General features: G+C 54.1%; 18 protein-coding genes. 12 read left to right on the top strand and 6 right to left on the bottom strand.

Annotated elements, in window-relative coordinates; all coding sequences use genetic code 11:
* Nucleotides 1–63: 63 nt before the first annotated feature.
* A complete protein-coding gene (locus QI197_00225; GenBank protein MDK2371804.1) occupies nucleotides 64–489 on the bottom strand; it encodes a PIN domain-containing protein in 426 nt (141 codons plus the stop codon).
* Nucleotides 476–685, bottom strand: coding sequence for a hypothetical protein (locus QI197_00220; GenBank protein ID MDK2371803.1), 210 nt, complete (start codon nucleotides 683–685; stop codon nucleotides 476–478). The genes QI197_00225 and QI197_00220 overlap by 14 nt, the downstream gene beginning before the upstream one ends.
* A 116-nt stretch (nucleotides 686–801) precedes the next feature.
* Here QI197_00220 and QI197_00215 point away from each other — a divergent pair, with 116 nt between their 5' ends.
* Nucleotides 802–1,560, top strand: coding sequence for a CPBP family glutamic-type intramembrane protease (locus QI197_00215; protein MDK2371802.1), 759 nt, complete (start codon nucleotides 802–804; stop codon nucleotides 1,558–1,560).
* On the opposite strand, the gene QI197_00210 is transcribed toward QI197_00215, so the two are convergent.
* The 3 genes from QI197_00210 to QI197_00200 all read right to left on the bottom strand — a co-directional run bounded on the left by QI197_00210 (nucleotide 1,537) and on the right by QI197_00200 (nucleotide 3,990).
* Nucleotides 1,537–2,250, bottom strand: a complete 714-nt coding sequence (locus tag QI197_00210; protein MDK2371801.1) for an ATP-binding cassette domain-containing protein — start codon at nucleotides 2,248–2,250, stop codon at nucleotides 1,537–1,539. The two genes, QI197_00215 and QI197_00210, sit on opposite strands and share 24 nt — an antisense overlap.
* Nucleotides 2,238–3,008 (bottom strand): ABC transporter permease subunit, encoded by a 771-nt coding sequence (locus QI197_00205; GenBank protein ID MDK2371800.1) that lies wholly within the window; start codon nucleotides 3,006–3,008, stop codon nucleotides 2,238–2,240. Before QI197_00205 ends, QI197_00210 begins: the two co-directional genes overlap by 13 nt.
* An 82-nt stretch (nucleotides 3,009–3,090) precedes the next feature.
* Complete coding sequence (locus QI197_00200) at nucleotides 3,091–3,990, bottom strand: ABC transporter substrate-binding protein (protein ID MDK2371799.1); 900 nt, start codon at nucleotides 3,988–3,990, stop codon at nucleotides 3,091–3,093.
* A 110-nt stretch (nucleotides 3,991–4,100) separates the two neighbouring features.
* On the opposite strand from QI197_00200, the gene QI197_00195 reads away from it, so the two are divergent.
* Genes QI197_00195 through QI197_00175 form a run of 5 tightly spaced genes read left to right on the top strand, consistent with a single transcriptional unit; the run spans nucleotide 4,101 to nucleotide 7,666 of the window.
* Nucleotides 4,101–4,532: a HEPN domain-containing protein gene (locus QI197_00195; GenBank protein MDK2371798.1), complete on the top strand. Its 432-nt coding sequence runs from the start codon at nucleotides 4,101–4,103 to the stop codon at nucleotides 4,530–4,532.
* Between the two features lie 4 nt (nucleotides 4,533–4,536).
* Entirely contained in the window at nucleotides 4,537–4,998 is a 462-nt protein-coding gene (locus tag QI197_00190; GenBank protein MDK2371797.1) for a hypothetical protein, read from the top strand.
* 22 nt (nucleotides 4,999–5,020) lie between these two features.
* Nucleotides 5,021–6,439 carry a UbiD family decarboxylase gene (locus QI197_00185; protein MDK2371796.1) on the top strand — a complete coding sequence of 473 codons (1,419 nt, stop codon included), beginning with the start codon at nucleotides 5,021–5,023 and terminating at the stop codon, nucleotides 6,437–6,439.
* Entirely contained in the window at nucleotides 6,411–7,250 is an 840-nt protein-coding gene (locus tag QI197_00180; GenBank protein MDK2371795.1) for a 4-hydroxybenzoate octaprenyltransferase, read from the top strand. Before QI197_00185 ends, QI197_00180 begins: the two co-directional genes overlap by 29 nt.
* 11 nt (nucleotides 7,251–7,261) lie before the next feature.
* Entirely contained in the window at nucleotides 7,262–7,666 is a 405-nt protein-coding gene (locus tag QI197_00175) for a hypothetical protein (GenBank protein MDK2371794.1), read from the top strand.
* On the opposite strand, the gene QI197_00170 is transcribed toward QI197_00175, so the two are convergent.
* A complete protein-coding gene (locus QI197_00170; protein ID MDK2371793.1) occupies nucleotides 7,667–8,167 on the bottom strand; it encodes a hypothetical protein in 501 nt (166 codons plus the stop codon).
* 56 nt (nucleotides 8,168–8,223) lie between these two features.
* Here QI197_00170 and QI197_00165 point away from each other — a divergent pair, with 56 nt between their 5' ends.
* The 6 genes from QI197_00165 (at nucleotide 8,224) to QI197_00140 (ending at nucleotide 13,191) form a co-directional block, all read left to right on the top strand.
* Nucleotides 8,224–8,697 (top strand): hypothetical protein, encoded by a 474-nt coding sequence (locus tag QI197_00165; protein MDK2371792.1) that lies wholly within the window; start codon nucleotides 8,224–8,226, stop codon nucleotides 8,695–8,697.
* On the top strand, nucleotides 8,678–8,944 hold the full coding sequence (locus QI197_00160; GenBank protein MDK2371791.1) for a hypothetical protein: 267 nt from the start codon (nucleotides 8,678–8,680) through the stop codon (nucleotides 8,942–8,944). Before QI197_00165 ends, QI197_00160 begins: the two co-directional genes overlap by 20 nt.
* A gap of 120 nt (nucleotides 8,945–9,064) precedes the next feature.
* The gene (locus QI197_00155) at nucleotides 9,065–10,798 is read left to right on the top strand and encodes a carbon starvation CstA family protein (protein MDK2371790.1); all 1,734 of its coding nucleotides are present in this window, start codon (nucleotides 9,065–9,067) and stop codon (nucleotides 10,796–10,798) included.
* A 35-nt stretch (nucleotides 10,799–10,833) separates the two neighbouring features.
* Nucleotides 10,834–11,133 (top strand): hypothetical protein, encoded by a 300-nt coding sequence (locus tag QI197_00150; GenBank protein MDK2371789.1) that lies wholly within the window; start codon nucleotides 10,834–10,836, stop codon nucleotides 11,131–11,133.
* A 19-nt stretch (nucleotides 11,134–11,152) separates the two neighbouring features.
* A complete protein-coding gene (locus tag QI197_00145; protein MDK2371788.1) occupies nucleotides 11,153–12,154 on the top strand; it encodes an ArsA family ATPase in 1,002 nt (333 codons plus the stop codon).
* Between the two features lie 20 nt (nucleotides 12,155–12,174).
* Nucleotides 12,175–13,191 (top strand): ArsA family ATPase, encoded by a 1,017-nt coding sequence (locus tag QI197_00140; protein ID MDK2371787.1) that lies wholly within the window; start codon nucleotides 12,175–12,177, stop codon nucleotides 13,189–13,191.
* Nucleotides 13,192–13,196 lie beyond the last annotated feature (5 nt).

Here is a 13,196-nt window from a genome sequence, read left to right as displayed (position 1 = left end):
TAATTCTGGGTATGGTATGTAGACACTCATCTCGATTTATAAGCCGCGAGTACCCTGAGGGAGCTAATCTCCTACCCAAATAACCCTATTCAGCCCTTTGAAGTGTCTATCTCCCGTTATGACGGATCCTTCAACGATCAAGGAGGTTGAGAGTACTATTGCATCGTTTAAAGCTGGTTTTCGTCTCATGCCCTGCCTCCTCGCATTATCCAGCAGCACGCCGTACGCCTCTCTCAACCCCAAGATGACTTGGTCATCTAGATCCCGGATTGCGGAGACCGATCTCACTAAGTTTATCCTCTCCTCAACCTGAGCCCTGTCCATACCCTCCCTGAAGTACTTGTGTGCGAGTTCGGCTAGGACTACGGAAGGTGTGATCACTTCCTCTGCCCTCCTTAACTCTTCTAGCACCTTTTTCCCCTTGTCTGAGCCGAGGAAGTATTCGATCCACGCGTAGCTATCCACCACAAGTGGTCTAGATCCTAGCATCCCCTCTATCCTCCTCGGTGAACCTCGAGATCTTTCCCCTGTCTATCCCGAAGTTAGCGTCCAGTTCCCTATTTCTGAGCTCTTGAATGAGCGTTATAATTAGTTCATCGTAGTTTCGAGCCCTTTTTCTCCTCTTTAGATCCTCCAGCATCCTTAGCGTGGATCTGCTGATCCTGATTGTGGTAGTGGAGGGCATACGATACCTAGGGGTTCTTGTATATAAGCATACTTGTATGCTCTTACACCAGAAAGCGTCCAAAAATCGATCAGGACCAGTTTTAATATGATGCCATCAAATTTCCCGGTGTTCCTGTGGGAAAAGAAGGCCTAGTCAAGTCCCTGAAACTCTTCATTGCGTTCATCCTGATATGGACCCCCTACCGCTATGTGACCGGGATGCTCGGTTGGGGGGTCCTGACTCCAGAGCCGCTCCCCCTGCTTGTGGAATCCGTTGTCAAGCTTGCAGTCTCATTTGGACTGGTTTACCTCTTCCTGAGATGGTTCGATGACTCTTGGGAGGATGTAGGCGTTTCTAGGAGGGGTATAGGGGAATCCCTCTCCCTCGCTGCTCTAGGTTCCGTATCCTTGCTCTCGATACACTTGGCGATGGGGGGTAAGCCCGACCTCAACTTGCTGGGCACTCTCCACCTCTTCCTCGTCGTTGGTCCAGCGGAGGAGTTGGTGGACAGGGGATACTACTTCTCCATGATGGCCTCGGATTATGAGGGGAGATGGAAGTTTTGGACCGCTGCCTCGCTCAGCTCCCTCCTCTTTGCCCTTAGTCACCTTCCAATAGACCTTCTAGTTGCTAAATACGGTCTTAGAGAGGTAAGCTTGCACCTGCTATCGGTCTTCGCGGCGGGCATAGTGCTGGCCGCTTACTACTACTTCGGATGGAACATAGCGGGTCCTTCCATGCTGCATGCAGTGATGGATGTATGCGGCGCCTACATCCCCTTCGAGGACAGTACTTCCCAGTTCATGGCCACGGGAATCGGCATGACAGTCGTAGCCACCATTCCAGTCATCTGGTGGTTCCTTAGGAGATCACTCCGTTCCAGATCTCGATAATATGTGAAAGAGGGCCTCTTTCACTCTCTCCAGCCTCCTCTCCAAATCCATGCCCCTCAAATCTATCTCCTCAGCTACTCTAGCTGGTTTTGGAGTTAGCACGTAGACCCTATCGGCTAGGAGCAGCAGCTCCTCCAGTTGATGGGAGACTATCACCGTCGAGAGTCCGTACTCGTCCCAGATCCACTTGAGGGCTTCCCTCAAGGAGGCCCTAGCCTTGACATCGAGTCCGGTGAACGGTTCATCCAAGAGGAGTATCTCCGGCTCGAGGACGAGGGCCCTAACTAGGGCTGCCTTCCTCCTAGTGCCGCCACTGGCCTTCCTAGGGTGGAGTGACAGGTCGGAGTCGGTGAGCCCCACCATGCTCGAGTACTCCCTAACCCTCTTGGCGAGTTCCTCCCCCCTCATCCCGTGATACTTCAGCCCTAGGGCCACATTCTCCCAGAGGGTCTTCCAAGGAAGGAGCCTGTCCTCCTGAAACACGATGCCGACCTTCCCCTCCCTCCTGACGCTCCCCCTGTCGGGCAACTCCAGTCCCGCCATTATCCTCAGGAGGGTCGTCTTCCCGCATCCGTTGGGTCCCACGACCCCTAAGACCTCGCCTCCATTCAGGTTAAGGCTTATATCAACTAGGACAGGTTCTGAGAAGCTCTTGTATACCGAGGAGATGTCTAACATCACTCTAGCCATCTCTTGGCCCTCCTCTCTAGGGGTTTGAGGATCAGCTGATCCAGTACTAGGACCAGAGCAATTAGCACGATGGACCAAGCCAGTACCCCCGAGGCATCAGCCAAGTTGTAGCTCCTGATTATCATGTAGCCTACTCCGCCGCTTGATCCGAAGGCCTCGGCCACCACGCTTATCCTCAGGGCGGTCCCCAACCCGACCCTTGAGGCCGAGGCCAAGAGCGGTACGGAGCTGGGTAAGATCACCTCGAAGAATTCGTCAGAGGGCTTGGCTCCTACCGATCTGACGGCCTCCAGCAGACCCGGGTCCGCCGAGGACAGAGCCGATACCGTAGCTGTGAGTACATGGGGGAGCGTCACGGCTGCGACCACTAGTATCGGTGGGAGGGGGCTTAACACGCCTAGGGTGGCCACTAGGACCAAAGACCAGACCAAGGCGGAGGTGCTGTTGAATATCTCGGAGAGGGCCTCCGAGAACCCCTTGACCAAGGAAAGCTTGTGGGACAGGAGACCTAGCACCATGGAGGCCAGGAAAGACAGGGAGAATCCGGTAATGCTGTTGTACAGCGTCTTGAGCACCTGAGGCGCAACATCTTCCAGCTTCATGCTGAGGAGGTATGCCAGCACCTCCGCGGGATCAGGGAGCATGCCCGTCGCTGATGCTGAGATCCATATCGCCAAGACGAAGAGGCCAGCGAGTATCCTTCCGGTCCTGAAAGCGATTTCCCGTCCCTTACCGGCCCCCTTCCTTCCCTGAGTCATGGTGCCTGACCTCTCACCAACGGGAGCAACCATCGAGAAGGCTCTTAAGGATTTGGTCGGGAAAGAGGAGGGGGTCGAAGGATCAGCCTCCCCAGAAGGCCTTAGATGCGAGCTCCTTTAGGGCGTCCTCGCTTACCTTCAGGTATCCTCCCTGACGAGCCAGTTCCCAAGCGGAGATTATGCCCTCCCTCGCCCCCTCTAGATCATCGGTCCACAGCCTCACCCTCGCCATCAGCATGCTTACCTCATCGTCATTCAGGCCATAGAGTTTCTTGAGGATCGAGGGGGCTTCCTCATCCCACCGTCGAGCCGCCTCCTCCCTCAGCTCGAGGAAGGCCTTCACATCGTCGGTCTTCCTCAGGAAGTCCTCCGTGGCGACCCACACCAGCATTATTGGCTGTTTACCCACATGCCTCTCAGCGAGGTCAACGAAATCTACGTGCTCATAGCCTTTGGCGATGAGCTTGGAGGCCATGGGCTCCCAGACCACCGCCGCATCTATATCACCTCTATCCAGTGCCGCCACTAACTGGGGTGGGGGCATGTCCACCACCTCATATCCCTTCACACTTGCGAGCCTCGTGTACGCCTGAAACATCGCGTAGGTCCCGCTGGCCGTTGTGGCGCCTACCCTCTTACCCTCCAAGTCCTTCAGGTCACTCACTCCTACCACCGCCTGATTCTGCAGCATTTCAGCGGCGATTATCTTCAGCTCCCCCTTGGAGGAGAGGGCGAACTTCGCGTACATCTCCGAGGTTATGACTGCCACATCGACCTCGCCCTTCGACAGGGCCTGGGCCACGTCCAAGGGTTTATCGAACCTCATCACCTTTAGCCACTCGGCCTTGCCCTCCATCAGGTCGAGTGTGCTGATTCCCCCCTGTATGGTGGCAGCTGTGACGGGGCTCCGCTGCTTGGGTATCAGAGCGTAGGCTATCAAGACGATTACGACGAGAGCTAGTAGGTGGAGGAGCCTTCTCATGCTCTCCCCACTTCCCTTCCCTTCACTCTGTCATAAAATAATGGTGGTGGCATCCCGCTGCGATCGATAAATATAAGTTTGAAGCCTTATCTGACAAGAAAGGGACACGTTTGGTATTCTACGAGAAGTTCGCCAGAAAGTACTTCGAAGAAGCGGAGAAAGACCTTAAAAGAGCCTTAAGATCAATTGAGTTCGAAGACTACTCAGAGTCGGTTTTCCACCTGCAACAGTGCGTTGAGAAGGCTGTGAAGGCTATGATAGAGGCCAAAAAGAAATACGTGTACAATCACGGGCCAATGCTGGGGACCGCATTCTCGGAAGCGTTCTCGGATGAGTGGAGGGATGAGTTCGATAGGGTTCTGGATATAATAGGGTGGTTCACTGAGTACTACACTAGGAGCAGGTATCCGTTCCTCTTAAGAGGTGAGGTTGTGTCGCCCGACGAGTTCATCGATAGGGAGGTAGCTGAAGAGGCTCTTAAGAGAGCTAGGGAGGTATTGGATGTTGCGAGGAGGTATCTCGCGAAGAAGGGAATTATATAAGGATTTGAAGGATCTCGTACTGGAGGAGCTGGGAGATAGGGTCCTAGCGGCACTTGTCTTTGGGAGCTTGATCTACTGGAGGGATGCCAAGGATGTCGATCTCCTGATAGTTGTGAAAGGATCCTTGAGACCCAAGGAAAAGATGGAGGTCGAGTACAAGATATCCTCACGGGCCCTCAGGAGAGGTCTCCCCCCTATCGATGTTCATGTAATGGGTTTGAGTGATTTTAGGGATAACCTCTCTCCTGGGACATTCCTCTCAGGATTGGCCCTAGGCTACAGGGTGCTGATAGACAGGATCAACGTAGATTCCTTGATAGCATCCTTCCTGAGGGAATTGAGCCGGGAGGACTATGTCCTCTACAACAGATATGGAAGGTGGAATTTGAGCGAGATGGCTAAAATACTCCTGAGGAGGAAGCTGAGAACTGAGGGAAAGGATCGGCAAACACTTAATTTAACGTGAGACTACTCCGTGGGAGTGAAAGTTGGAAGACCTCAGGAGCTTTCTGGAGAGGCTTGAGGGTAGAGGAGAGCTAAGAAAGGTAAAAGCTCCGGTCAGTGTGGAGCTGGAGATAGCGGAGATCCTGAGGAGAGTCGCACGAGGTGGACCGGCACTCCTCTTCGAGAACATCGAGGGTTTCGAGGGTTGGAGACTCGCTGGCAACCTGTTTTCGAAGATAGAGAGGGTGAAGCTTGCTCTGGGAGTGGAGAGGCTGGAGGATGCTGGAGAGAGGTTCACTAGACTAGCTAGGGGACCGCCCCCTCTCACCTTAGGGGAGAAGGTCAGGACCCTGAGGGAAGCCGCTAGCTTCGGCAGATATCTACCTAAGATATCCAAAGCCCTATGGAAGGACAATGAATGGGATGAGCCCGACTTGAATAAGGTGCCAGCAATCAGAACATGGCCGAAAGATGCGGGAAGATTCTTCACCTTCCCCATCGTCATCACTAGAGATCCGGAGACGGGGATACATCACTTCGGGGTTTACAGGATGCAGATAATGGGGAAGGACGTTACGGGGATGCACTGGCACATACACAAGAGGGGGGCAGCCTACTACGAGAAGTACGGTGAGGAGATGCCTGTAGCTGTAGCTGTGGGCGTTGATCCGGCCGTAGCCTTCGCAGCAGTGGCACCCGTGCCTGAAGGGATAGACAGCTACCTCTTCGCTGGAGTCATGGCTGGGAGGTCGATACGGGTAGCTAGGGGAGAGAGTGGGCTCTTAATCCCATCATCAGCCGAGCTAGTAATGGAGGGCACTGTTCCACCTAGCGAAACCCGCATAGAGGGACCATTCGGGGATCACATGGGCTACTACACTCCACCAGCCCCCTTCCCGGTTTTCAGGGTGAGGAGGATGTACACGAGGGAGAACCCGATATTTCACGCCACTGTTGTGGGCTATCCTTGGCTCGAGGACGCCGTTCTAGGGAAGGCGGTGGAGAGGATCTTCCTACCCTTCGTGAGGATGCTCATGCCTGAGGTGGTGGATCTGAACCTACCGGAGTACGGGCTCTTCCACGGCATTGCCGTAGTGTCCATCAGGAAGAGGTATCCCGGCCATGCTAAGCAGGTGGCGATGGGGCTACTCGGCCTAGGGCAGTTCTCCCTGACCAAGATGTTAGTTGTTGTGGACCACGATGTGGATGTGCACGACTTGAATCAGGTGATGTACGCGGTGGCCTCTACTGTGGATCCCCAGAGGGATGTGCAGATCGTGGAGAACGCCGTCGCCGACGAGCTAGACCACGCGAGCGTTGCCCCTAGGATGGGGGGGAAGATGATAATGGATGCGACTAGGAAGCTAAGGGAGGAGATTGGGAGGGACTGGCCCGAGCCCGTCGCCCCAGATCCAGAGGTTGCGAGGAGAGTGGATGAGAGGTGGTCCGAGCTTGGGATTTAGGGCCTACGTGAGGATGCTAAGGATTCACCACACGCTCTTCAGCCTACCCTTCGCTTACGTCGGAGCGCTGATGTTCGGACTGAGCGACTGGCTGGACGCTTTGATGATAGGTGTCGCCCTCTTCTCAGCTAGATCCGTCGCTTTACTGTCTAACGATCTCTTCGACAGAGATTTGGATGCCCTGAACCCTAGGACGGCCAGCAGGCCCCTCGTAACCGGGGAGGCGAGGGCTCTGACCGTGGTCCTACTTATAGTGCTGTTCTCCTCCATATTCGCCCTTAGCGCACTCTACTTCAACTGGCTAGCCTTCCTACTAGCTTTTCCCATAATACTCGCGGAGGTAACCTACCCTTTCGCTAAAAGGATCCACTGCTTCCCTCATTTCCACCTAGGCGCCGTACTCGGAGCGGTTCCGCTTGCGGGAGCGATAGCCATGTCGAACAGTGTGTCCAACCTGCCTTGGGGCTACTCTATCGCTTTGGCCATGTGGGTAGCAGGATTCGACATGGTGTACGCGGTGCAGGATGTGGATATAGATCGGAGGCTGGGGATTAAATCGGTTCCGGCGTGCTTCGGGGAGAAAGTAGCCCTCAACCTCTCGCTCCTCTTACATGTGGGTACGGTCTTGGTCCTGCTGTTGAGTGCAATCAATGGCGTGTTCTCTGCGATCTCAATAGGCCTCACGGCCGGGCTGCTTGGTTATCAACACTACCTCGCTAGGAGGGGGGAGTACGCCAAGGCCTTCAATGTCAACTTGGTGGTGAGCCTACTCTTGGGATTCGGGCTCATGCTGGATCTCCTCCCCCACTGAGCTGCATTTTTATGGTGGTCCCATCCCTATCCAAGATTGAGATGGATTACGAGAGCTTCCTCATAAAAGTGGAGATGTACGCTTACCTAGATCCCAAGGATCTGGAGGGTCTGATATCGAAGTTAGTGGGAGAAATGGAGAAACTGGGGTTTCTGCCCAGCAGGAGGGCCGAGGGTTACGCGTTCCTCCCCATGGGGAGTCCCGTGCCCACCCACCTGAGGCTGGGCATCTACACCGGCATGGTCACCTTCTGGGTCAGGGGAGCTGGGGAGGTCGCCAAGTCGGCTGATCGATTGGGAATGAGCGCTGATGAGTTCTTCGGATCTATCTTGAGCGGGATAAGGAAAGCAGGAGAGATTTTCAGCTCCTATGAGGATAGGGGTTCTGTTAGGGTCTTCATACCTGAGCTCGAATGATCAGCACAGGCCCGAGCTGCATACCGTCCTGACCGCTGATAGGACCCTCTTAAGGGAGCCGTTCATTGCCTGCTCAGCCGACATGATTATCCTGAGGTTGGGGCTCCTCCACTGAATCCTTAGGGAGAGCGCATCCACTGCCAGATCTGGGAAGTCCCTCAGGGTTCTCTCGCCCTTTGGGGTGGTGTTGAAATCGGCCACCACTGTGAGGAGGTCCTTCCTCCCCATCGCCTTCGATATGAGGTAATTGATCAAGATCTCCCTCGGAAGGCTCGTATAGGCCATCTCAATCCTTCTGAATGGGAATCGAGTTCCCTTAGCCACGGCTATGAAGGCTGAGCCCCCAAGCTCCCTGACAGTAATCTCGGAGGCGAATTCCTCCATCTGTTCCAGCACTGCGGTCCACACTTTGGAGGTTAGCTTCCTATTTTGGTAGGAGCCCAAGAAATACCAGCCAGCTAGCACGGCCGATATTGCTATCACTACCTCGATTTCGTACATACATCCCAAAGTGCATCGAGTAAAGGATAAAGCCTACCCGCGATGAGGCTAGAGCGATGAAGCGGGCACACATAAGGGCAGTCAGTTCCCTCTTCGGTACGGTGGACTTCCTGACACTCACCGTTCCGGATGAGGCGGAGGTCATGGCCACGGCCTACGGATCGGACATCACTCAGTACGAGAGGAGGGGCCACCTAGCTTACGTGACCTACGGGGAGAGCTATCATGTACTAGCGACCCCAAGCTACACCGTGGACATGAGGATCGTAGTCAGACCTGGCAGGAAGGATCTGAGACCTAGGATCAGGATAGAGAAGACTGGTGAAACGGAGATGGGGGGCCATCCCGCCGCGTACTACGTGGGGAGGGGGATCATAACGGGTAGGAGTAAGAACCATCTGTTCACGGTCCATTACTGCGATGTCACGGATAGGACCATTCAGATAATGTTTAAGGGCCCGTCAGATCTAGATGTGATGAAGATACTCGAAGATGTGGGTGTTCTCTGCCATGAGATGGGAGGAGTTTAAGAGAGCTGCCAAGGAGTTCCTCTTCGGGCTCTTCTACTTCGACCTATATTGGGAGACGAGAAAGGAGGCGGCTAAGCTGAGGGACGCGGTAAACCTCCTGATCATGGGGGAACTGCTGGGCCTCCCGCTTATGACCACACCCATCATGTTGAGGCTCCTCCCTTATCTGTTGCCCGAGATAGAGGGTTGGAAGCAGAGGCAGCTCAGGGAGAGGGACTTAACGGAGGAGGTCCCGGAGACCGTATGAAAATCCATTCACTCAATTTGTGAAAGATCTTTCCATACTATAAGCAAAAGACGTATATAGCAAAGTTAATTAGCTAACCTTAGCCCTACCTACTTAAAGGTCACTTTCAGGGGGGTAAATATGCAGGTAGCGTTCTTGGAGACCCCCTCCCTCTGGATAATCGGGGCCCTAGTTGCTTATGGATTCGCCTACTACGTGTACGCCAAGTGGGTCGACGAGCACATCTGGGAGGTGAGCGAGAAGAGAGTTACACCAGCTCACATGTACTTAGATGGAGTTGAGTACTTTCCAGTAAGTAGATACGTCCTCTATGGATTCCAGTTCAAGAGCATAGCTGCCTTGGGGCCCATCTTGGGACCGTTCATAGCCGTCGCCTACGGATGGCTGCCAGCGCTCATTTGGATAGTGATAGGGAACATGTTCATCGGTTGGGTCCAAGATTACAGCACCATAATGCTCACAGTCAGGAACGAGGGCAGATCCATGGGTCCTCTCGTCTATAACGCCATAGGAGAGAGGGGAAGGAAGATACTGCTGGCTTACTTGCTCTTCTACCTGCTGATAATCTCGGCGGTGTTCATCTACCTCGTGTCGCTCTTCTGGAACGTCTTCCCCGGATCCTTCATTGCCACCATAGGCATCATAATAACCGGCCTCATAGTGGGAGAGCTCCTCTACAAGTACAAGGCTAACATCTTCGGTGTGACGGCCTTGGCTATAGCGCTGACGTTGATCAGCGTTGGGATAGGTACTGTCGTGGCTTGGCCGCCGAAGGACTTCTTCGGCCCGTGGTCCATTCAGGTGTGGTCGATAATCTTAGCGATAATACTCTTCGTCGGAGCCATAGTCCCGCTTCCCAAGTTCATCACTCCGATGAACTTCGTGGCAGTATTCCCAGCCATAGGAGGGGTCCTCCTGATAATATTCGGGGCCCTTATATCTCCTGCCACTGGCATAAAGCTCATCCAGCCAGCGTTCAAGGGATGGTATGTCCAGAATGTAGGTCCAATATTCCCAATACTCTTCGTGTCCATAGCATGCGGTGCGATATCAGGATGGCACAGCCTTGTCAGCACCTCCACGACGGGAAAGCAGCTCGATGTGGAGACCGATGCTAGGCCTGTGGGAGCTGGGGCGATGCTCACCGAGGGGCTGCTCGCCACATCGGCCCTCGCCGCTTACATGGTGGTCTCACCGGACCTCATAGCCAAGGGTAAGATATCGGCCTTCGTGAACGGAGCCACACTGCTGACCGCCCCGTTCCTCGGAGGAGATGCTTCCAAGGCGTATCTATTGACATTCTTCTCGATATTCCTCGTAATTTACGCTATAACCGTGCAGGCCCTCGTCACAAGGTATTGGCGTGTGTTCAGCGCCGAGCTCTTCAAGGGCTCTTGGGAGTGGCTCGGGAACAAGTATGTGGCCACCGTGGTAGGTCTGATACTGCCCATCATATTCGCGCTCACTGGCAGTTGGATAAACCTGTGGATATACTTCGGTGGCAGCAACCAGCTGCTCGCTGCGATGGCCCTCACGCTGGTGGCCTTCTACGTGGCCAAGATGAACAAGCCCTCGTGGTACTCCGCCGTGCCAGCCGCGTTCATGACCGTTGTTACACTCTCCGCCCTCCTCTGGGAGACATACACCTTCGGACTGAGCACCTTCGGTATAAAGAAGCCGCTGGCCAAGCCGCCGCTGACCCAGTACCCCGGGGCAGCGTGGGCCCTCAACGCGCTCTTCTTCGTCATAGGCATAATACTCTTCGTGCTGGGCATCTATATGAGCTACGCCCTCTGGAGCGCCTACTTTAAGGTCAGAAAAGGAGAAGTAGAGGCTAAGGCCGTCTCTCCCTAAACCTTTTATTTCCCTTTTTCATGTTCGATTGGGAGGTGATCTCTATCCCTTTATTTAGTAGAAAGGAGAAGAAAGAGAAGGAGGAAGGGATTTCCGAGGCCCTTAAGGGCGTGCTCTATGGCTTCGCTGTCCACGGGGCGGCTACCGCGGCCCTGAAGACTAGGATGCACATGGAGCACCTCTTCATGCTGATGACTTTGGGCGACATGCTGGGCTTCCCGATAATCCCACCCTACTACTCGCTGAAGATCCTGCCCTACGTCGTTCCCAACATAAAGTCGTGGAAGGAGAGGTTGTTTAGGGAGAGGGACTTCACCGATCTGCTGAGCGGCTAAGGAGCGGGAGAGTGGTTCCATGGTGGGTTTAGCTGAATTCTTCGAGAGGAAGCCGAATATAGAGGTGGTGGTGTTCGCTGGGAAGGGCGGTTTGGGAAAGACCACCAGCAGCGCTGCCCTTAGCTACCATATGGCCGTGAATGAGGGAAAGAAGGTCCTCTGCTTCAGCACAGACCCCCAAGCTTCCCTCAGCGACATCTTTGAGAGAGACCTCTTCGGTAAGGGAGTAGTGGAGGTGGCGCCCAACCTTTACGTGGTTGAGATAGATGCTGACAGGAAGATAGCAGAGTATCAGCAGGAGATCAAGCAAAGGATACTGGACATGTATGGACTGGAGGAGCTTCCTAAGGAGATCGAGGAGTATATAGACAGCACCTCCGCCGAGCCTGCGATGTACGAATCCGCAACTTACGATGCGATGGCAGATCTGGTGGCGTCAGGCGAGTACGACCTCTATGTCTTCGACATGCCCCCATTCGGTCACGGGGTCAGGATGGTGGCGATGGCGGAGATCCTCAGCGCTTGGGTGGACAAGATAACTGAGGCCAGAAAGGAGGCCGCCGAGTACGAGGCAGTAGCAGCGACCCTAAAAGGGGGGATGCAGACCGAGGACATGGTTCTGAAGGAGTTGGAGGAGATAAGAAAGAAGATGACCACCTTCACCGAACTGATGACAAACTCTGAGAAGACGGCCTTCTTTATGGTGATGGTACCGGAGAAGATGGCCATACTGGACACGGAGCGCGCGCTGGAGATGTTCAGGGAGCTGAACATAGAGATGTCCGGTGTGGTGGTCAACCAGATATACCCGAGGGACCTGCTGGACAAGCCCGACCTTCCCGAACTCCTGAGGAAGAAGATAGAGATGCAGGAGAATCATCTTATGGAAATAAGGGATAAATTCGGGGACTTAGTAGCGGCACTCATTCCTATGTACGATAGGGAGCCAAAGGGGTTAGGGATGATTGCGAAGGTCGCTGAGGACCTAATGCACTCGAGGAGGGATCTACTATGGTGGTGAACTTGGAGGAGAGGGTATTAATGCCAGAGTTCCTCTCTCAGAAGCCCAAGCTCAAGTTCCTCTTCACCGGAGGTAAGGGAGGAGTCGGAAAGACAATATCTGCTGCTGGTTTGGCTTACAGGTTTGCTAAAGATGGGAAGAGAACTCTCCTTGTGTCTCTCAATCCCGTACACTCGCTATCAAGTCTCTTCGGGCAAGACCTTAGAGGGGGAGTCATAAAGCCTGTGGAGGGGGCTCAGAACCTCCACGCCCTAGAGGTGGAGATAGACGACGTGGTAGAGAAATACAAACAGAACATAGCGAAGAGGCTTTCGGAGTTTCTGAAATGGGCGGACATACCCATGGATCCCAAGCCCTTCATCGACATAGCCACCACGAACCCGGCGTTCCAAGAGTCGGCCATGTTCGACAAGATGATGGATGTGGTTCTCCAGCAGGGTGAGGAGTATGATGTAGTGGTCTTCGATACCGCTGCAGTCGCGAACGCGGCTAGGCTGATAGGTTTGAGCAAGATCTACGGGCTCTGGCTTGAGAGGATGATCGAGAGCAGGAAAGAAGCCCTATCACTCAGGGTGAAGCTTTCCTTCCGCAAGGAGAAGGTGATGGAGGAGATAAAGAAGGACCCCCTCATGGCCGACCTCCTATCGATGCAGGACAGGTTCAACAGGGTCAAGGACATCTTGCTGAATGAGGACCTCACTGCGTTCTTCTTCGTCACACTGCCCCTGTCCCTGCCAATAGCTGTGGTAAAGAGATTCATTAAGATGGTGAAGGGCTTCGACATACCCGTTGGCGGTGTCATCGTGAATCAGGTTATCCCGAAGGCCATAGCTGAGGCGACGACAAACGAATACGTAAGGAACAAGTACAAGGAGCAGCTCGGTTACATGGCCGAGATAGAGAGGGACCTTGGGCCCCTAGTGAGGTCTTACATCCCAGTCTATCCAAGCGAGGTAGTTGGTGTGGACATGGTAGCCAAGGTCTCTCAAGACATGTTCTCTTGGATTCCCGACTTCCTAGATGAGCTGGAGGTCTGATCCCC

The organism is Thermoproteota archaeon, assembly GCA_030130125.1.
In the GTDB taxonomy this organism is placed as follows: domain Archaea; phylum Korarchaeota; class Korarchaeia; order Korarchaeales; family Korarchaeaceae; genus Korarchaeum.
Note: the sequence above shows the minus strand (reverse complement) of the source record. Positions and strands in the feature narration are given on the sequence as shown.